Consider the following 20,240-nt stretch of genomic DNA (forward strand, 5'->3'; position numbering starts at 1 on the left):
TGAACATGGTAGATATATTAGATTTTAAAGCACAACTTGAACGACAAGATTCCGAATTTAAGACATTCCAAATTTTGAATAATAAAGGCAAAATTGTTGACAAGCAGGCTTTAGAGAAGGTTGGGCTTAAAGATGACCAATTAGTCGAATTAATGAAACAAATGGTGCTATCAAGAACGCTAAATGATCGTTCTACTCGACTAGCCAAGCAAGGGCGCTTAGGATTCTTTGCACCAACAGCAGGACAAGAGGCATCACAAGTTGCCTCTAATTATGCTTTTGATTCAGAAGATTATGTCATGCCTGGATATCGTGATGTGCCACAACTTGTTTTAAAAGGATTACCAATTTACAAAGCTTTCCTCTGGTCACGTGGTCATTACGAAGGTAATGAATTTGGGGATGTTAAAGGTTGGTTTCCACAAATTATCATTGGCGCTCAATATGTTGAAACAGCTGGTATTGCATTAGGCTTTAAAAAGCGCGGTAAGAAGAATGTTGCTTATACCTACACTGGTGATGGTGGTACATCACAAGGTGATTTTTATGAAGGCATGAACTTTGCAGGTCATTATCAAGCGCCTGCTGTCTTCTTTGTTCAAAACAATGGCTTTGCGATTTCAACACCACGCCATACGCAAACAGCAGCAAAACATTTGGCTGCGAAAGGTTGGGCAGCTGGCTTACCAAGTATTGTTGTAGATGGTATGGATCCGTTAGCTGTGTATCTAGCTGCTAAAACAGCACGCCAGTGGGCCCTTGAGAATGGTCCAGTGCTCATTGAAACACTGACTAACCGTTTTGGTCCGCATTCAATGAGTGGTGATGATCCATTACGTTATCGTTCACAAGAAGATATCGACGAATGGCTAAAAATGGATCCATTAATCCGTTTCCGTAAGTACCTTGGCGATAAGGGACTATGGAATGAAAAAACTGAGGAAAGCTGGGTTAAAGAAGTTAATCAGCAGATTGATGAGGCAGTTAAGCAAGCTGATAATGTTGAAAAGCAAAAGGTATCTGACTTTATTAAGCAAACTCTGGCACAGCCTGGTCAAGCCCAGCAGGAACAAATTGCACATTTTGAAAGTGAGGGTAAGTAATATAAATGGCTGTTAAAACATATATACAAGCAATTACAGATGCGCAAGATATCGCCCTTGAACGTGACGAAAATGTTGTGATTTTTGGTGAAGATGTTGGTAAAAACGGTGGTGTTTTCCGTGCGACTGATGGTTTACAAGATAAGCATGGTGAGGAACGCGTCTTTGATACACCTTTAGCTGAATCCGGTATTGGTGGATTAGCTATAGGTTTAACAACGCAAGGCTTTAGGCCAATCATGGAAATCCAATTTTTTGGTTTCTTGTATGAAGTGATGGATTCGCTTGCCGGTCAAATGGCTCGTGGTCGATTCCGCTTTCATGGCACACGACAATTTCCAATTGTTGTGCGGGCACCGTATGGTGGTGGGACTAAAACACCAGAAATGCATGCGGATAATTTAGAAGGGATTGTAGCCCAAACGCCTGGTTTACGTGTCGTTATGCCAGCTAATCCCGCAGATGCAAAAGGTTTGTTACTTAGCGCAATTGAATCTAATGACCCAGTTATTTTCTTAGAAAATTTGAAGTTATATCGTTCAATTAAAGGAGAAGTACCTGATGGTTACTATACGACACCTTTAGATAAAGCCGCTATTGCACGTGAAGGACAAGATATTTCAATTATTACGTATGGCGGTATGGTGCCTGTGTCGTTGGCTGCTGCTGAACAATTAGCTAAGTCTGGCATTAATGCTGAAGTTGTTGATTTGAGAACAGTAAGTCCACTGGATATTGAGACTATTGGTCAATCTGTTGCTAAGACTGGTCGTGTCGTCGTTGCTCAAGAAGCGCAGCGTCAAGCTGGTATTGGGGCAAGTGTGATGAGTGAAATTTCTGAACGCTTTATTCTTGACCTAAAGGCACCTATTGGTCGTGTTGCTGCACCGGACAGCATCTATCCTTTCGCCTTGGCTGAAAATGATTGGTTGCCAAATGCCGATGATGTCATTGCTAAGGTAAAAGAAATTGTTAACTTTGACTAATGTAATCAGGTAAAGGGAGGATATTTACATGACAGAAATTTTTAAAATGCCAGATATTGGTGAAGGTATGGCCGAAGGCGAAATTTCATCTTGGTTAGTCAAGGTTGGTGACACAGTTAAAGAAGAAGATGCTGTCGCCGAGGTACAAAATGATAAGCTTTTACAAGAATTGCTATCACCATATGCTGGTAAAATCACAAAGTTATTTGTAGATGCAGGAACAACCGTTAGTGTTGGAGATCCAATTATTGAATTTGATGGTGATGGCACGGGCACAGCAGAAAATGATACCCAATCGAAAGCTCCTGCTAAGGCAGTTGAAACAGAGTCTAATACTGTTGATAACCAGCAACCAACGAATAGCAATACATCAAATTCAGCTGATGACAAGGCAGGTGCACCAATTGTAAATGGTCGTGTACAAGCCATGCCATCGGTAAGGCAATATGCGCGCCAACATAACATTGATTTGACCCAAGTCCCAGCGACTGGTCGACATGGACATATTACTTTTGCTGATGTGCAGAGCTTTACAGGCCAGACGTCAGAACAACCAACTCCTGATACACAAAGGGCGAGCGCATCTGATCAAAGGACACCACAAGCAGAGCCTATTGTTCAAAGCGAATCAGTTAAACCGCCTAAAGTGGGTCGTGTTCCAATGACACCAATTCGACGTGCAATTGCGAAGAATATGGTGGCACAGAAACAGAACTTACCACATGTGACGGTATTTGATGAAGTTGAGGTTACTAAGTTAGTTGAACATCGTAGAGCCTTTAAGGCGACTGCAGCCCAACAAGACGTTAAGTTAACCTATATGGCGTACTTTACAAAGGCTTTAGCAGCAGTTGGTAAAAAGTTCCCAGAATTGAATGCATACATTGATGATGACAAGCAAGAAATCGTTTATGGTCAAGAATACAATGTTGGCATTGCAGTTGATACACCACAAGGTTTATTTGTACCTGTTATAAAAGGTGCCGATCACAAGTCGATCATGGCCATTGCTAAAGAAATAGAAGTTTTGGCACAAAAAGCGCGTGATAATCAATTGTCGCCGAAAGATATGTCTAATGGTACCGTAACAATTTCAAATATTGGTAGTGCTGGTGGTCAGTGGTTTACACCTGTTATTAATGTTAATGAAGCTGCTATTCTTGGTGTTGGTAAAATTAACAAAGAAGCGATTGTTGCAGAGGATGGTCAGCTTGCTGTTGGGCAAATGTTGAAGTTGTCTTTGAGTTTTGATCATCGTTTGATTGATGGGATGTTAGCACAACAAGCAGTCAATTACTTGAAGTTGTTGCTAGCTGATCCTGCATACATGTTAATGGAGGTATAGGAATGGTAGTTGGTGCACAGACACAAGCTGTTGATACATTAGTCATTGGTTCGGGACCTGGTGGCTATGTGGCTGCCATTCGTGCTGCCGAGCTAGGTCAAAAAGTAGCTATTGTTGAAAAAAATCAAATTGGTGGTGTTTGTTTAAACGTTGGCTGTATTCCATCTAAAGCACTTATCGGTGTTGGGCATGCATATCATGCCGCAACGCATGATACACCGTTTGGTTTGACTGTCGATGATCCAGAATTAGATTGGCAAAAAGCGCAATCTTGGAAACAAAACGAAGTAGTGAACACATTAACTACTGGTGTGAAAATGTTACTTAAAAAGCATCAAGTTGAGATTTATAAGGGTGAGGCACGCTTTGCTGATGATAAAGTTGTCAATGTGATGACAGATGATTCTTCCACCTTACTAGAATTTAATCATGCGATTTTGGCAACTGGATCACGTCCCGTAGAAATCCCCGGTTTTACTTTTGAAGGTCGCATTATTGATTCGACTGCTGCGTTATCATTACCTGAGATTCCCGAAGCATTAACGATTATTGGTGGTGGTGTGATCGGCTCTGAATTAGCAGGTGTTTATAGCAACTTAGGGACTAAAGTGACGATTATCGAAGGGTTACCTCAGATACTGAATGGTTTTGATAAAGAAATGATTCAACCTGTTTTAAGTCATTTTGAAAATAATCAAGTTAAAATTGTAACGAATGCACAAGCTAAGTCGTCACAACAAGATGATGATGGTGTTACAGTTACTTACGAAGTTGACGGTGAATCAGCAACCGTAAAAAGCGATTATGTTTTGGTATCTGTTGGCCGTCGCCCAAACACAGATGAGATTGGTTTAAATGCAACTGATGTTAAATTGACGGATCGTGGTTTAGTTGTGGTGAATGATCAGCAGCAGACCACAGCACCACATATTTATGCGATTGGCGATATTGTTGCAGGACCAGCTTTGGCGCATAAGGCAAGCTTTGAGGCAAAAGTAGCTGCTGCAGCTATCAGTGGTCAAGACATCACTAATGATGCGATTGCTATGCCATCAGTTGCCTATACGGATCCTGAGCTTGCGACTGTAGGTGAGACACTGATGTCAATCAAAGATAAAAATTTGGATGCTAAAGTTTCAAAATTCCCATTTGCTGCTAATGGCCGTGCTATTACAATGCATCAAACCGATGGCTTTATCCGCTTGATTACGGATAAAGAAACGGATATTTTGTTGGGTGCCCAAATTGTGGGACCTAATGCTAGTGATTTAATTAATGAAATGAGCTTAGCGATTGAAAATGGTTTACGCGCTGAAGATATCTCATTAACAATTCATCCACATCCAACATTGGGTGAAGCCATTATGGATACGGCTGAATTAGCCGATGGTTTACCAATTCATATTTAAAGTCTGAAATTGGAATAGAATCTGAAAATCAGTTAATGATTTTCGGTTTTTATTTTTATTTTCGTAAAATGCGTCAAAATAAGGTATAATACATTGGTAAAAGACGTTGGTTAAAATTAAATAGTTCGTGTTTTATGAATACTAAAAGGTTAGGAAATGCTATAATGTCTGGTGTAATTGTTGTTGGATCTCAATGGGGTGATGAAGGAAAAGGAAAAATCGTTGATTTTTTCGCAGAACATGCTGATGCTGTTGTTCGCTATCAAGGCGGAAATAATGCAGGGCATACCATTTATCATGGTGACACAAAGTTTGAATTATCTGCTTTACCTTCTGGTATTATCACAGAAGGTCAATTAGCCATTTTGGGTAATGGTGTCGTTGTTAACCCGGATGCGTTATTGGCTGAAATTGCGGAAGTTGAAAGCAAAGGTATCTCAATCGAGAATCTACGTATTTCTAACCGTGCTCATGTGATTATGCCTTATCATATTGCTTTGGATAAAGCAGCTGAAGGGGCAACTAACAATCGTATCGGTACAACTAAAAAAGGAATTGGTCCTGCTTATACTGATAAAATTTCTCGAAATGGTATTCGCGTTGCTGATTTAATTGAACCAGAAATATTTGGTGAGTTACTTAAAAGTTACTTACCGCATAAAAATGATGAATTAACAAAATTGTATGGTGAAGCAGCACTTGATTATGATGAAATTTATCAACACTATGTTGAGATGGGTCAGAAGTTAAAGCCATATGTTACAGATACGGCTTATCTTTTGGGAAACTTGATGCGTGATGGTAAGCGTGTCGTCTTTGAAGGTGCACAAGGCGTTATGCTAGATGTTGATCATGGTACTTATCCATATGTGACGTCATCTAATCCTACTGCTGGTGGCGTATTAAATGGTGCTGGCGTTGGTCCAAAGCAAATTCAAGATGTTGTTGGGGTTATTAAGGCCTACACATCACGTGTTGGTGAAGGGCCTTTCCCATCTGAATTATTTGATGAAATTGGTGCTCATATTCGTGAAGTTGGTCATGAATATGGTGTGGTAACAAAACGTCCACGGCGTATTGGTTGGTTAGACACAGTAGCATTGCGCCATGCCGTACAAGTTTCTGGCTTAACAAAGCTAGCAGTGAATTCTTTGGATGTATTGTCTGGACTCAAAGAAGTTAAAATTGTGACTTCATACAACTATAACGGTGAGGAGATTCATCATTTCCCTGCTAGTGATACATGGTTTGAAGGCTTGGATATTAATTGTGAAACATTACCTGGATGGGATGAAGACATTACAGGTATCGATACTTTTGAAGCATTACCTGTTAATGCACAAAACTATTTGAAGCGTATTTCTGAATTATTAGAGGTACCATTATTAAGTTTTGCAGTGGGTCCTAAACCTGAACAAACACATCTACTAGGTGATGTTTGGAAAGCTTAATTTGCTAAAAAGCACTTAACATTGTTAAGTGCTTTTTTAATGTTCGTTTTTAGTTAAAAAGGAAGCGCTTATTTTCTTAACATTCGGATTCGATTATAATTTTATATAAATAGTTCGTTTATAACGAACTATTTTTTATATTGTGAGAAAAATATTATTTTAAAACGAACACATGATAATATATTTTTGGTAAATTATAGTTGTAAACGAACTAGAACACTAATCATATTTTATATAATGATCAATATCATTATAGCGAGGTAAAAAAATAAGATGACACAAGTCGCCGTGGTAATGGGATCTAAAAGTGATTGGCCAATTATGAAGCAAACTGTAGAATTGTTAACACAGTTAGGCATTACATATGAGAAACATGTCATATCGGCACATCGGATGCCAGATCAGTTACAAAATTTTGGTAAGCAGGCACAAGACAAAGGACTTCAGGTGATTATTGCCGGTGCAGGCGGTGCGGCGCATTTACCAGGTATGTTGGCTGCTAATACAGTCATTCCAGTTATCGGCGTACCCATACAAACACGTGCCTTAAATGGTTTGGACTCATTGCTTAGCATTGTTCAAATGCCATCAGGTATTCCTGTCGCGACAGTTGCAATTGGTGAAGCAGGCGCTAAGAATGCTGCAATATTAGCCGCACAGATTGTGGGGTTGAGTAGTGAAAATGTGACATCGTTGCTTCAAAAATTTAGACAGCAACAAACGCAAGCTTCAATTGAAAGTGAGGCTGACCTGGTATGATCAAAAAAACAGATGCAAATGTTATTTTACCACCAGCAACGATTGGCATTATTGGTGGTGGTCAGCTTGGGCGAATGATGGCGCTAGCAGCTAAGCCAATGGGTTATCGTGTTGGTATTTTAGACCCGACACCTGATAGTCCAGCTGGACAGGTAGCTGATTTTCAAATTACGGCTGAATATAACGATGCAACAGCATTAGCTAAATTAGCAGATGAAAGTGATGTCATCACTTATGAGTTTGAGAATGTTGATCAAAATGCTTTAAGTCAACAAAGCAATGTACGTATCCCTCAAGGTATTGCATTATTGGATATTACCAGTAATCGGATACAAGAAAAAACATTTATTCGCGATGAAGCGCAGGTACCTGTTGCTGATTTCGTTGAAATTAAAACGCCAGCTGACTTAGAAAAAGCAATTCTAAGCATGGGAACACCATTAATTCTCAAAACAACCAGTGGTGGCTATGATGGACATGGTCAATGGGATATCAATGATATAGCTGATTTAGCAGAAATGAAAAAGCACTGGCCCAACGCACAATTAATTGTAGAAAAGAAAATTCAATTTACCCGAGAGGTGAGTGTTATGGTCACGCGTTCAGCCAATGGCGATATTACAACTTGGCCCATTGCTGAAAATAACCATCAACATCATATTTTGAAGACCAGTCTAGCGCCGGCTAATATATCACATCAGTTAGCACAAAAAATTGAAGATATTGCAACAAAGATTGCAACAGCATTATCTTTGCGTGGCGTCTTGGGTGTTGAGTTGTTTATTAATGAATCAACTGAAGAAATTTGGGTCAACGAACTAGCACCACGACCACATAATTCTGGACACTATAGTATTGAAGCAACGACTATTTCTCAATTTGAAGGACATATCCGCAGTATTGTCGGCTTACCGATACCACAAATTGAATGTTTTAAACCAGCATTGATGTTAAATTTACTCGGAGACGAACTCATTCAAGCACGTCAAGCATTAGCCAATCATCCAGAATGGCATTTCCATGATTATGGTAAAGCAGTCGTCAAGCAACATCGTAAAATGGGGCATATCACTGTTTTGGGTGAGGATAACATCGCAAAGTTATTAAATTGGGCAGCAACACATCAGGAAGGAACTGAAGATGAGCAGTGAAAAATTTGAATTAGATGGTCAATTCATTGAAAAAAAAGCACTGAAGTATGAAGGTAAGGCCAAACAGGTCTTTGCAACGAATAATGCTGATGTTTTATGGGTGCATTATATGGATCAAGTGACTGCCTTAAACGGTAAGCTGAAAGAAGACTTCCCAGAAAAAGGGCACTTCAACAATTTAATTAGTAACTTATTATTCGATTATCTCACGCAATCTGGTATTGCTAATCATTGGTTAGCTAATATTTCTGAAACAGATCAGTTAGTAAAACGGGTTGATATTATTCCTATTGAAGTTGTGACTAGAAATTACGCATCAGGGCATTTTGTTAGTCGTTTTGATGTTAAGCCAATGATGCCATTAACACCAACTGTCCAAGAATTTTATTATAAGTCTGATGCATTGGATGATCCGTTTATGAATGATTCACAAATTCTTGCTTTAAAGCTTGCCACCAAAGAAGAGCTAACTGATTTACGCATATACGCACGACAAGTCAATGAAAAGCTTGTTGCCCTGTTTAAAAATATTGGCATTACGTTGGTAGACTTTAAGCTGGAGTTTGGCCGGACAGCAGATCATCAAATTCTATTAGCTGATGAAATTTCACCAGATACAATGCGGTTAGTTGATCAATCAACAGGGGAATCATTAGACAAGGATGTCTTCCGTAAACATCAAGGTGACTTGCGTGTTGGCTATCAAGAAGTATTGAATCGCTTAGAACAGTTTCTAAACCAGTAATCAATGATCACATACGAAAATGGATAATATTCCAAGGAGAATAAAGATGTATCTTGCAAAAATTTATGTTACCTACAAGCCCTCTATTTTAGATCCCCAAGGTGAAGTGATTAAGTCTGCATTGAAGCGTATGGACTATTCTGGTATTGAAAAAGTTAGCCAAGGTAAGTACTTTGAGGTGAAATTTAATGCACGTGATGTCGATGCAGCTGCTCAAATCGTTGAATCCTTTACGGACGCATTATTGATTAACCAAAATACTGAAACATATCGCTACGATTTAACTCTGGTAACAGATGAGGTAAAAGCCCAATGATGAATAAAATACGTGCTGCAGTCATTAGCTTTCCAGGCTCTAATTGTGACGATGACATGTTGTATGCATTGCAAGATTTTGATATTGATGCCGATATTGTGGACGCAAGACAAGCATCATTAAGCGGTTATAATGCGATACTTTTACCAGGTGGCTTTTCGTATGGTGATTACTTACGCACAGGTGCTATTGCACGATTTTCACCAATTATGTCGGCGGTTGCACAAGCAGCCAATGAAGGTAAATTGATTGTCGGTATTTGTAATGGTTTTCAAATTTTAACCGAAGCTGGCTTGCTACCTGGACAGTTGTTAATGAACGAGCGACCTGGCTTTATCTGTGAAGAAGTTGCTATAACAGTTGCTAACCACCAAACAAGCTTCTCAAGTGATTATGCGCAACAAGAAACCGTCATATTACCTATTGCCCATGGTGAGGGAAATTATTATGCGGATCCGGAAACGTTAGAACGCTTGGAACAGCACGGTCAAGTCGTCTTTCGTTACGCGCAAAATGTGAATGGCTCTCTTAATAATATTGCTGGCATTATGAATGAAAAAGGAAATGTTTTTGGTATGATGCCACATCCAGAACGTGCAGTTGATGCCTTGACGGGTAATACAGATGGTCGGCAATTCTTTAAGAGTATCGTCAATAGTATTTTAAGTACAGTTGCTAAATAATTTGAACAGCATATTTTAGGAGATAAGTCATGCCCAAAAAGCCTTTAAATCCCATGGCAAATGAAGCAACGCCTGAACAGGTACGTGATCACAAAATTTATGAACAATGGGGATTAACTGAAAAAGAATATGCACTCATTGTGAAGACAATAGGTCGTTTACCTAATTATACAGAGACAGGTATTTTCTCTGGTATGTGGTCAGAGCACGTGTCATATAAGAAGTCTAAGCCAGCTTTACGCAAATTTTGGTCTCAAAATGATCGGGTTTTGCAAGGCCCTGGAGAAGGGGCTGGTATTTTAGATATTGGCGATAACCAAGCAGTCGTCTTTAAAGCTGAAAGTCATAATCATCCTTCATTTGTAGAACCATACGAAGGCGCAGCTACGGGTGTCGGCGGTATTTTAAGAGATATTTTCTCGATGGGTGCACAGCCCATTGCAATATTAGACTCTCTGCGTTTTGGTGAACTAGAAAATTCGCGTACCAAGCATATTGTTGATGGTGTGATTGCAGGAATTGCTGGTTATGGTAATGCTATCGGTATTCCAACTGTTGGTGGTGAAATTAGTTTTGACGATGTTTATGCTGGTAATCCATTGGTGAATGTTATGGCAGTTGGACTCATGGATCAAGCGGCTATGCAAGTTGGACAAGCCAAAGGTGTTGGTAACTCAATCATTTATGTTGGTGCTAAAACAGGCCGTGATGGTATTAACGGGGCAACCTTCGCTAGTGCTGAATTTTCATCTGAAGCAGCTTCAGATCGTTCAGCCGTGCAAGTAGGCGACCCATTCTTAGAAAAGCTAGTTATGGATGCGACTTTACGTGTCATTCGTGAACATGCTGATAAAGTTGTGGGTATTCAGGACATGGGCGCTGCAGGATTAGTATCTTCTAGTTCTGAAATGGCTGCCAAAGCTGGTATGGGCATTGATCTGAATTTAGATCTTGTGCCACAACGTGAAGCAAATATGACGCCGTACGAACTGATGTTGTCTGAATCACAGGAGCGTATGTTACTCGTTGTCACTAAGGGACAAGAAAAAGCAGTGATGGATATTTTCCAGGACATGGATCTTGATGCTGTGATTATTGGTCAAGTCACTGATGATGGCCGTTATCGTTTACGCTTTATGGATGAAGTCGTTGCTGATGTGGATGTTGAGTTTTTGACAAATCCACCTAAACAAGATTTACCACAAACAAAGCCACAACGCTTATTGTCAGCACATCAAGAACAATTTGTACCAGACGTAGTTGATGCAACAGCGACATTGAAACAATTATTAGCACAACCAACAATCGCTTCAAAAGCTGAATTATTTAGACATTTTGATTCACAAGTCCGCGCTGATACAGTTGTGAAACCGGGTGGTGACGCTGCTGTCGTTCGAATTCGTGGTACTAAAAAAGCATTAGCAATGACGACTGATGTTAATGCGCGTTATCTCTACTTGAACCCACGCATTGGTGCAAAAATGGCTGTAGCTGAAGCAGCTCGAAATATTGTTGCCACTGGTGCATTGCCTATTGGAATTACAGATGGTTTGAACTTTGGTTCACCAGATAATCCTGACGTCTACTATGAATTGCACGAATCAGTTGAAGGCATTACCGAAATTGCTAAGCAATTGAACACACCAATTATTTCTGGAAATGTGAGCCTTTATAATGAAACAGATGGTACAGCCATTTATCCAACACCAATGATTGGTATGGTTGGTTTGATTGAAGATAATCGTTATATCACAACGTCGTTCTTTAAAAAACCAGGGGATGTTATTTATTTAATCGGTGACACGCAAGACAGTTTCAATGGTAGTGAAATTCAAAAGCTGCAAACGCAACAAATTAGCGGTCAACTTTTTGAATTTGACGAACAAGCAGAAATCGCTAATCAAGGTTTTGTCTTAGATGCTATCCATGCTGGCTTAATCGAGAGTGCGCATGATTTAAGTGAAGGCGGATTGGCTGTAAGCTTAGTTGAAAGTGCAATTAAAAATAATCTAGGTATTGATGCCACTTTTGCTGGTAGTACATCACAACTCTTTGCCGAAACGGCTGGTCGCTTTATTGTGAGTGTTGCTGCTTCAAATGTTAAAACATTTGAAGCATTAGTACAAAATCATGATGTCTCAGTTTCTGAAATTGGAGAAGTAACTGCCACTGATCTCATCAATATCGGTACTGATCAGGGGCAAGTTATTGCATTACCAGTAGCAACTGCTAAAGACATTTATTTGCATAGTATTTCTGAAATGATGAAAGATTAAAAATGATACAGAACACTTGTTTTGGAGAAAATAATAATGAAACACAATGAACATGTATCACAGATTAACACTGGCGATGCCCATAGTGCTGAAGTTGAGCGGGCTTTAGATTTAAATACAAAATCACTTAATGAAGAATGTGGTATTTTTGGCGTTTGGGGACGTGATGATGCTGCACAAATTACTTATTATGGCTTGCATGCTTTGCAACATCGTGGACAAGAGGGAGCAGGCATAGTATCCAATGATGCTGGTCATTTATGGCAAGAACGTGGCCTCGGTTTACTTTCTGATGTCTTTCGTGACACAGCCCATATTGAAGCACTTCAAGGGACGGCAGCTATTGGTCATGTGCGATATGCAACAGCTGGTTCACATGGCGTTGAGAACATACAGCCACTAATGGCTAATTTTCATGATATGCAAATCGCTTTAGCGCATAATGGTAATTTAACTAATGCGTTATCGTTACGCCGTGAATTAGAACAACAGGGTGCAATTTTTCAATCTTCTTCCGATTCAGAAATTTTATTGCATTTAATTCGACGTTCAAAAGCAGATAGCTTTACAGATAAAATAAAAGAGGCCTTAGGTAAAATTCGAGGTGGATTCGCTTATTTACTGTTAACGCCTACAGCAATGTATGCTGTGCTAGATCCGCATGCCTTTCGACCATTTGTCATTGGACAGATGCCTGATGGTAACTATATTGTGACCTCTGAAACGGCTGCTTTGAGTGTTGTTGGTGCAAAATTTGTGCGTGATGTTCAGCCAGGTGAATTGATTACAATTGATGATGAGGGAATCACCATCGATACTTATACGACTAAAACAACACTTAATATTGATGCCATGGAATATATTTATTTTGCGCGACCAGATTCAAATATCTATGGGGTCAATGTTCATCAAGCGCGTAAGCGAATGGGATTGGCATTAGCTAAAGAACAACCAGTGCCTGATGCTGACGTTGTGGTTGGTGTTCCAAATTCAAGTTTAAGTGCGGCAATTGGTTATGCTGAGGGTGCTGGTATTCCCAATGAAATGGGATTAGTTAAAAATCAATATATCGCTCGCACCTTTATTGAACCAACACAAGATAAAAGAGAACGTGCTGTTCGGATGAAATTGAGTGTTGTTGATGACGTGGTACGTGGTAAAAACATTGTGTTAATTGATGATTCGATTGTACGTGGGACAACATCTATGTATATTGTACGTATGTTGAAAGAGGCTGGTGCTAAGTCAGTTCACGTGAGAATAGCTAGTCCAGTTTTCAAATTCCCATCTTTTTACGGCATTGATATGCAAACGACCAAAGAACTTCTAGGTGCTAATCATTCTATTGAATCAATGACGCGTATGATTGAAGCAGACTCTTTAGCTTTTCTTAGTGTTAACGCACTAATTAAAGCTATTGACCTACCTTATCATGGTGAAGGATCTGGCTTGACAACGGCTTACTTTGATGGACAATACCCAAGCCCAATTTATGATTATGCGCAATCCCTACAAACTTTTGTAGACAAAGGAGAAGTAACTTTCGCACCGGAACCTACTACAACTTATCATCCCCGACAAGTTGCTTCATTGCATAATCAAGAATTTTTACCGGATGGTACTATCCATGCAAATCCGCAGTGTGCAAAAACCAATATTTCATAAGGAGCAAATACGTGGCAAATCAAATCAATGATAATGAACAAAATGCTTACCAAAAAGCGGGTGTCGATATTGCAGCAGGTGAACGGGCTGTTGAATTAATGCAATCGGCTGTAGCCGATACATACACACCAGAAGTGATAAACGGTCTTGGTGGCTTTGGTGCGGCTTATGCCTTAGGGTCTAACTATCAAGATCCCGTATTAGTATCTGGGTCCGACGGTGTGGGCACTAAGTTATTGTTGGCAATTGCAGCTCAGCGACATGATACGATCGGGCAAGATTTAGTGGGAATGGTAGCTAACGATATCCTAGTACAGGGTGCTAAGCCAGCCTTTATGCTTGATTACTTAGCAGTAGATAAGATGCGCCCAGAAGTTGTTGCTGAAATTGTCACTGGCATTGCTAAGGCTTCTAAAGCTTCTGGTATGGCTTTAATTGGTGGAGAAAGTGCAGAATTGCCTGGCTTGTATGCTAAAAATCATTATGATTTAGCTGCATTTGCAGTGGGTGTTGCTGAGCGTCAACAATTGTTGAACCCACAAACTGTTTCAGCAGGAGACGTCTTGATTGGTTTGCCATCATCGGGTATTCATTCTAATGGCTATTCACTGGTGAGACATGTACTTGGTATTCAAGATAACGAAGATTTTCAACAATTAGATTCTGATATGCAAGAGGTACTATTAACACCAACACGCCTTTATGCAGAAACTGTCTGGCCTTTGATTGAAGCAGGTTTAATTAAATCAGCGGCGCATATTACAGGCGGCGGAATCGTCGAAAATCTGCCACGTGCTTTACCAACCAATGTACTTGCCAAAATTGAATGGGGATCATGGCCAATTTTACCAATATTTAATACATTGCAAACACGAGGTAACCTATCATTAGATGATATGTTGCTGACATTTAATAATGGTTTGGGTATGATTCTTGTTGTAGCAGCTGATCAAGTTGAGGTAGCTATGGCACAATTAACGCAACACGATCAGGAAGCCTATGTTATTGGCACGGTTGCTAATTGTGACAATCAAGAGCCTCAGGTTAAGTTTACTGGGGATGCACCATGGTAAATATTGGGAACAAAGAGCGTGAGGTGCGACTGGCTGTTTTCGCTTCTGGAACTGGCACTAATTTTAAGGCATTGCAAGCAGCTATTGCATCACGTCGCTTTAATGCCAAAATTGTGCGATTAATTGTTGATAAAGAAAATACAGGTGCTAGTCACTTAGCTGAACAGTTTGGCATTCCGATCACAGTGATCCGCTATGCTGATTTTGCTAACAAGGTAGATGCTGAAATTCATATTATTCAACAACTTCAAGCAGATCAGGTTGATGGTATTTTATTAGCAGGATATATGCGTATTTTGACCACAACATTGCTAGACGCATTTCCTCAAAAGATTATTAATATTCATCCAGCATGGTTACCACATTTTCCTGGGCGGCATGGCATACAAGATGCATTTGATGCTCATGTTCAAGAAACAGGCGTAACCATTCATTATGTTGATTCTGGTGTTGATACCGGTACGATTGTTGCACAGCAAAAAGTACCCAGATATTCAACTGATACATTAGAAACGTTAGAACAGCGGATACATCAAGTTGAACATACTTTGTATCCTGATACACTTGAAAAATTATTAGATGAAGGAGTATTTTTAAAATGACACGTGCATTGTTAAGTGTTTCCGATAAGACAGGGCTTGTACCTTTCGCGCAAAAGTTAATTGAATTAGGTTATGAATTGGTTTCAACGGGTGGTACACATCGCGTACTTGCTGACGCTGGATTGTCAGTAACGTCAATCGATGATGTAACAGGCTTTCCTGAAATGTTAGATGGTCGTGTTAAGACATTGCATCCTCGTGTACATGCTGGTCTATTAGCACGTCGTGATTTGCCAGAACATATGGCTAAGTTATCAGAATTTGACATTACACCAATTGACATGGTTGTTGTTAATTTGTATCCTTTCAAGTCCACTATTCAAAAAGAAGGTGTGACAGAAGCGGAAGCTATTGAAAATATTGATATTGGTGGCCCTTCCATGTTGCGTTCAGCTGCCAAAAATTTTGCAGCTGTATTGCCAATTGTTGATCCATCAGACTATGATATCGTCATCGAAAAGTTGCAGGAAAAAACGATCGATGGTGATTTTCGTAAGTTACTTGCAGCAAAAGTTTTCCAACATACAGCTGCTTATGATGCGTTAATTGCCAATTATTTGACCAAAACAGAATTCCCGCAGTCTTTGACATTACCTTATGATAAGTTTGATGATATGCGTTATGGTGAAAATCCTCATCAAGCTGCAGCAGTTTATAAAACAGCCTTGCCAGAGACATATTCTGTGCTTAACGCCGAAATTTTACACGGCAAGCAACTCAGTTATAATAATATTCGCGATGCAGATGCTGCATTACGTATTATTTCAGAATTTGAAGACACGACGGTTGTTACAGTTAAGCACATGAATCCTGCTGGCATAGGGCAAGGTGATACGGTTGAAGCTGCATGGGATAATGCTTTTGCGGCTGATGATATTTCTATTTTTGGTGGTATCGTGGCCTTGAACCGTGAAGTCGATGTTGCAACTGCTGAAAAAATGCACGCCATTTTCTTAGAAATTATTATTGCGCCTAGTTTTACACCTGAAGCTTATGAAATTTTGGCTGCAAAAAAGAACTTACGTTTGCTAACACTACCATTTAGTACAGACGTGCCACAAAAGTTAGAAGTAACCAGTGTTCTTGGTGGCCTCGTTGTGCAAGAACGTGATTTATTGAGTGAAAACCAAGCTGACTTTGAAGTGGTTTCTCAAGCACAGCCAACAGCAGAACAACTTGAAGCAATGGTTTTTGCACAGAAAGCTGTTAAGCATGTGAAGTCCAATGCGATTGTTGTTGCGCGTCAGGGCCAGACATTGGGTATTGGTGCGGGTCAACCTAATCGTATTGATTCTGTAGTGATGTCTATTGAAAAAGCAAGTCAAAAGCCTGGCTTTGACACGGCCGTATTGGCTTCGGATGCTTTCTTCCCAATGAATGATTCAGTTGCATATGCTGCTGAACACGGCATCAAAGCAATTGTTGAACCGGGTGGGTCGATTAAAGATAAAGATTCGATTGCTAAAGCAGACGAATTAGGGATTGTATTAGTCTTCAGTGGTAAACGTCACTTTAAACATTAATAATGATTTGATTTTATCATGCTTCAAAATCCAATAATCAGGATTTTGACTACATAATTTAGGGGAAGATCATGGCAAAAGTTTTGATTGTGGGTTCTGGTGCTCGAGAGCATGCATTAGCTCAAACATTTTTACGAAGTTCAATCGTGAGTCAGGTATATGTTGCGCCGGGAAATGATGGCATGACAGATGAAAATCTTGTCAGATTAGATATTCAAGCCAATGCAACAACAGCATTAATTGAAACAGTAAAAAATAATCATATTGATTTAACCTTTGTCGGCAATGAAGAACCCTTGACATTAGGGATTGTCGATTGTTTCCAAGAAGCCGGGTTAACAATTTTTGGTCCTAATGCGGTTGCAGCACAACTAGAGGGGTCTAAAGATTTTACAAAATCATTGCTGCATAAGTATCATATTCCAACTGCTAATTCCGCTACCGTAACATCTTTAACGGCCGCACAGTCGACTTTGTCCAAATTTGGATTACCAATTGTCTTTAAACTGGATGGTTTGGCATTGGGTAAAGGCGTTACAATTATTAACGATGTAGCACAGGCAGAGGACTATTTATCTGATGTATACACGCGTGATGCTGCAGCAAAATTAGTGATTGAAGAATATCTTGATGGTGTAGAATTTTCAATTTTCTCATTAGTTGGGGAAAATGGCGTTGTCACGCATGCCCCTATTGCGCAGGATCATAAACGTCGATTTGATGGCGATAAGGGACCTAATACTGGTGGTATGGGTGCTTACAGTCCAGTACGTTGGCTGAGTGACGCTGTGCGTGATCGCGCAATTTCAGAACTTGTGATGCCAACCATTGCAGCTATGGCTAACGAGGGTACCCCATTTATAGGGGTATTATATACCGGTGTTATGTTGACACAAGATGGGCCTAAAGTGATTGAGTTCAATGTCCGTTTTGGTGATCCAGAAGCACAAGTTGTGTTACCACAGTTGACATCTGATTTCTATCAATTAATTATGGACTTGCTCAATGGCAATCAACCTGTAGCCGAGTGGCAAGATAGTGATGTTTATGTTGGCGTGGTTTTGGCTGCTGCAGGATATCCCCAAGCACCAATTAAAGGCGCAAAAGTGCCAACAGCTGATGAGATTACGCCATTAATTATTAATTTTGCAGGTGTTAAAGCCGGTGTTGCTAGCGGTGGTCGTGTAGCGACTGTTGTGGCACATGACATGAATACGACATTGGCGCAACAAAAAGTTTATAATAAATTAGACCAATTGGGCACTGATTTACAGTATCGGCATGATATTGCTTATCAAGCCATACAACATGAAGTAAAATAATAGGTCAACAATCGTGACACATCATTATTGAGCGAGGAATTTAAAAGATGCAAACAGACATTGAAATTGCACAATCAGCAACAATTACCCCAATTATTGAAATAGCCAAGTCAGCCGGTTTAGCGACACATGAAATTGAACCTTATGGTTATGATAAGGCAAAAATAAAGCTTGATGACGATGTTGAACGTAAAACGCAACTTGGGAAATTGATTTTAGTAACATCAATTAATCCCACACCGGCTGGTGAAGGGAAATCAACGGTGACAGTTGGATTAGCTGATGCATTGCAATTAGCGCATAAAAAAACGATGATTGCCTTACGTGAACCATCATTAGGACCAGTGATGGGGATGAAAGGCGGTGCTACTGGTGGGGGCTATTCTCAAGTCATCCCCATGGCTGATATTAATTTACACTTTACTGGGGATTTTCATGCATTAACTGCTGCACATAATATGTTAGCAGCCACGCTAGATAACAGCATTTATCAAGGGAATCCTTTAAATATCGATCCAAGAAGAATCCTTTGGAAACGTGTTTTGGATATTAATGATCGTGCTTTGCGGCATGTGACCATTGGGTTAGGTGGCCCTACAAGCGGTGTACCACGTGAAGATGGCTTTGATATTACTGTAGCTTCCGAATTGATGGCTATTTTAACACTATCAACGAATTTGCAAGACTTAAAAAATAGAATTAAGCGTATTGTCGTCGGATATACTTATGATAAAGAACCAGTGATGGTTGAAGATCTGCACGTTGCAGGTGCTTTAACAACTTTACTTAAAGATGCAATTAAGCCTAACTTAGTACAAACATTAGCACATACGCCTACCATTATTCATGGTGGTCCTTTTGCCAATATTGCGCAAGGAACTAACTCGGTTCTGGCAACAAAAACGGCACTTAAATTAGCTGATTATGTAGTTACAGAAGGTGGTTTTGGCGCTGATTTAGGTGGCGAGAAGTTCTTAGATGTCAAAGTGCCTATTTTGGGTAAAACGCCTGATACAATTGTTATCGTAGCAACCATTCGTGCGCTAAAGCATCATGGGGGTGTTGCACTAGACGATTTGAATACTGAGAACCTTGAGGCTTTGCAAGTCGGTTTAGAAAATTTGGGTAGACATATACAATCAATGCAGCGCTATGGGGTACCTGTTGTTGTGGCGATTAATCGTTTTACAGCTGATACCGATGCAGAAATGCAAACTATAAAGGCCTATACACAACACTTTAACGTAGAAGCTTATACCAGTGATGTGTGGGCCAAAGGTGGTTTGGGTGCGACTGAACTTGCCCAAGCAGTAGTTGAAAAAGCAAATCAGGTATCTGATTTTAAACCTTTATATGCAACAGAAGATACAGCAGTCGAGAAGTTAAACAAAATCGTTCAAACCATTTATGGCGGACAAGGCGTTGAATTAAGTGCTAAAGCAGAAAAGCAGTTATTAGAATTTGCAAAGTATGGTTGGGATAAATTACCCATTATTATGGCTAAGACGCAATACTCACTATCTGATAATGCTAAAAAACTTGGGGCACCAAGAGATTTTGTTATTCATGTCCGTGAGTTTGTCCCTAAGTTGGGAGCAGGATTCTTAGTAGCGCTAACGGGGTCAATTTTAACCATGCCAGGGTTACCTAAACATCCTGCTGCATATGACATCGATATTGATGAATCTGGCACGATTACTGGATTGTTTTAATGGTAAAGAATACATATAAAAAACACGAATGTCAATATTCTAATATTCGTGTTTTTTATTTATTATAATGGTTTAATGTTAAAATTATACGTGTTTTGTTTACAATTTAAACTTATTAT

Annotated in this window: 17 protein-coding genes; all 17 read left to right on the forward strand. The window is 39.8% G+C overall.

From position 1 onward, the window contains the following. Window positions 1-5: 5 nt before the first annotated feature. Complete coding sequence (locus C5L23_RS05635) at window positions 6-1,103, forward strand: thiamine pyrophosphate-dependent dehydrogenase E1 component subunit alpha (protein WP_010007658.1); 1,098 nt, start codon at window positions 6-8, stop codon at window positions 1,101-1,103. Between the two features lie 5 nt (window positions 1,104-1,108). After that, window positions 1,109-2,089, forward strand: a complete 981-nt coding sequence (locus C5L23_RS05640) for an alpha-ketoacid dehydrogenase subunit beta (RefSeq protein WP_133264419.1) — start codon at window positions 1,109-1,111, stop codon at window positions 2,087-2,089. A gap of 28 nt (window positions 2,090-2,117) precedes the next feature. Beyond that, window positions 2,118-3,434 carry a dihydrolipoamide acetyltransferase family protein gene (locus C5L23_RS05645; RefSeq protein WP_010007657.1) on the forward strand — a complete coding sequence of 439 codons (1,317 nt, stop codon included), beginning with the start codon at window positions 2,118-2,120 and terminating at the stop codon, window positions 3,432-3,434. A 2-nt stretch (window positions 3,435-3,436) separates the two neighbouring features. Continuing rightward, the gene (lpdA, locus tag C5L23_RS05650) at window positions 3,437-4,843 is read left to right on the forward strand and encodes a dihydrolipoyl dehydrogenase (protein ID WP_010007655.1); all 1,407 of its coding nucleotides are present in this window, start codon (window positions 3,437-3,439) and stop codon (window positions 4,841-4,843) included. 164 nt (window positions 4,844-5,007) lie between these two features. Continuing rightward, a complete protein-coding gene (locus C5L23_RS05655; protein WP_010007654.1) occupies window positions 5,008-6,294 on the forward strand; it encodes an adenylosuccinate synthase in 1,287 nt (428 codons plus the stop codon). A gap of 273 nt (window positions 6,295-6,567) precedes the next feature. Continuing rightward, window positions 6,568-7,053 (forward strand): 5-(carboxyamino)imidazole ribonucleotide mutase, encoded by a 486-nt coding sequence (gene purE, locus C5L23_RS05660; protein ID WP_010007653.1) that lies wholly within the window; start codon window positions 6,568-6,570, stop codon window positions 7,051-7,053. Then, on the forward strand, window positions 7,050-8,204 hold the full coding sequence (gene purK / locus C5L23_RS05665; RefSeq protein ID WP_133264420.1) for a 5-(carboxyamino)imidazole ribonucleotide synthase: 1,155 nt from the start codon (window positions 7,050-7,052) through the stop codon (window positions 8,202-8,204). Before purE ends, purK begins: the two co-directional genes overlap by 4 nt. Continuing rightward, window positions 8,194-8,949 (forward strand): phosphoribosylaminoimidazolesuccinocarboxamide synthase, encoded by a 756-nt coding sequence (locus tag C5L23_RS05670; RefSeq protein ID WP_133264421.1) that lies wholly within the window; start codon window positions 8,194-8,196, stop codon window positions 8,947-8,949. The genes purK and C5L23_RS05670 overlap by 11 nt, the downstream gene beginning before the upstream one ends. A gap of 46 nt (window positions 8,950-8,995) precedes the next feature. After that, a complete protein-coding gene (purS, locus tag C5L23_RS05675; RefSeq protein WP_010007647.1) occupies window positions 8,996-9,265 on the forward strand; it encodes a phosphoribosylformylglycinamidine synthase subunit PurS in 270 nt (89 codons plus the stop codon). Between the two features lie 8 nt (window positions 9,266-9,273). Further along, the gene (purQ, locus tag C5L23_RS05680; RefSeq protein ID WP_029508643.1) at window positions 9,274-9,948 is read left to right on the forward strand and encodes a phosphoribosylformylglycinamidine synthase subunit PurQ; all 675 of its coding nucleotides are present in this window, start codon (window positions 9,274-9,276) and stop codon (window positions 9,946-9,948) included. Between the two features lie 29 nt (window positions 9,949-9,977). Then, window positions 9,978-12,224 carry a phosphoribosylformylglycinamidine synthase subunit PurL gene (gene purL / locus C5L23_RS05685; protein WP_010007645.1) on the forward strand — a complete coding sequence of 749 codons (2,247 nt, stop codon included), beginning with the start codon at window positions 9,978-9,980 and terminating at the stop codon, window positions 12,222-12,224. Window positions 12,225-12,260: 36 nt separating this feature from the next. Then, window positions 12,261-13,889 (forward strand): amidophosphoribosyltransferase, encoded by a 1,629-nt coding sequence (gene purF, locus C5L23_RS05690; RefSeq protein ID WP_010007644.1) that lies wholly within the window; start codon window positions 12,261-12,263, stop codon window positions 13,887-13,889. Window positions 13,890-13,900: 11 nt separating this feature from the next. Then, window positions 13,901-14,962, forward strand: coding sequence for a phosphoribosylformylglycinamidine cyclo-ligase (purM, locus tag C5L23_RS05695; protein ID WP_010007642.1), 1,062 nt, complete (start codon window positions 13,901-13,903; stop codon window positions 14,960-14,962). Further along, window positions 14,956-15,564 carry a phosphoribosylglycinamide formyltransferase gene (gene purN / locus C5L23_RS05700; protein WP_010007641.1) on the forward strand — a complete coding sequence of 203 codons (609 nt, stop codon included), beginning with the start codon at window positions 14,956-14,958 and terminating at the stop codon, window positions 15,562-15,564. Before purM ends, purN begins: the two co-directional genes overlap by 7 nt. Next, window positions 15,561-17,087 (forward strand): bifunctional phosphoribosylaminoimidazolecarboxamide formyltransferase/IMP cyclohydrolase, encoded by a 1,527-nt coding sequence (gene purH, locus C5L23_RS05705; protein ID WP_010007640.1) that lies wholly within the window; start codon window positions 15,561-15,563, stop codon window positions 17,085-17,087. Before purN ends, purH begins: the two co-directional genes overlap by 4 nt. Before the next feature lie 71 nt (window positions 17,088-17,158). Further along, a complete protein-coding gene (purD, locus tag C5L23_RS05710; RefSeq protein WP_010007638.1) occupies window positions 17,159-18,409 on the forward strand; it encodes a phosphoribosylamine--glycine ligase in 1,251 nt (416 codons plus the stop codon). A 47-nt stretch (window positions 18,410-18,456) separates the two neighbouring features. Further along, window positions 18,457-20,121 (forward strand): formate--tetrahydrofolate ligase, encoded by a 1,665-nt coding sequence (locus C5L23_RS05715; RefSeq protein WP_133264422.1) that lies wholly within the window; start codon window positions 18,457-18,459, stop codon window positions 20,119-20,121. Window positions 20,122-20,240 lie beyond the last annotated feature (119 nt).

Source organism: Leuconostoc fallax (assembly GCF_004354645.1).
Lineage (GTDB): Bacteria > Bacillota > Bacilli > Lactobacillales > Lactobacillaceae > Leuconostoc_B > Leuconostoc_B fallax.

Coding starts and splice junctions, on each gene's coding strand:
- C5L23_RS05635 (WP_010007658.1), top strand. CDS start 6: ATGGTAGATATATTAGATTTTAAAGCACAACTTGAACGACAAGATTCC.
- C5L23_RS05640 (WP_133264419.1), top strand. CDS start 1,109: ATGGCTGTTAAAACATATATACAAGCAATTACAGATGCGCAAGATATC.
- C5L23_RS05645 (WP_010007657.1), top strand. CDS start 2,118: ATGACAGAAATTTTTAAAATGCCAGATATTGGTGAAGGTATGGCCGAA.
- lpdA (WP_010007655.1), top strand. CDS start 3,437: ATGGTAGTTGGTGCACAGACACAAGCTGTTGATACATTAGTCATTGGT.
- C5L23_RS05655 (WP_010007654.1), top strand. CDS start 5,008: ATGTCTGGTGTAATTGTTGTTGGATCTCAATGGGGTGATGAAGGAAAA.
- purE (WP_010007653.1), top strand. CDS start 6,568: ATGACACAAGTCGCCGTGGTAATGGGATCTAAAAGTGATTGGCCAATT.
- purK (WP_133264420.1), top strand. CDS start 7,050: ATGATCAAAAAAACAGATGCAAATGTTATTTTACCACCAGCAACGATT.
- C5L23_RS05670 (WP_133264421.1), top strand. CDS start 8,194: ATGAGCAGTGAAAAATTTGAATTAGATGGTCAATTCATTGAAAAAAAA.
- purS (WP_010007647.1), top strand. CDS start 8,996: ATGTATCTTGCAAAAATTTATGTTACCTACAAGCCCTCTATTTTAGAT.
- purL (WP_010007645.1), top strand. CDS start 9,978: ATGCCCAAAAAGCCTTTAAATCCCATGGCAAATGAAGCAACGCCTGAA.
- purF (WP_010007644.1), top strand. CDS start 12,261: ATGAAACACAATGAACATGTATCACAGATTAACACTGGCGATGCCCAT.
- purN (WP_010007641.1), top strand. CDS start 14,956: ATGGTAAATATTGGGAACAAAGAGCGTGAGGTGCGACTGGCTGTTTTC.
- purH (WP_010007640.1), top strand. CDS start 15,561: ATGACACGTGCATTGTTAAGTGTTTCCGATAAGACAGGGCTTGTACCT.
- purD (WP_010007638.1), top strand. CDS start 17,159: ATGGCAAAAGTTTTGATTGTGGGTTCTGGTGCTCGAGAGCATGCATTA.
- C5L23_RS05715 (WP_133264422.1), top strand. CDS start 18,457: ATGCAAACAGACATTGAAATTGCACAATCAGCAACAATTACCCCAATT.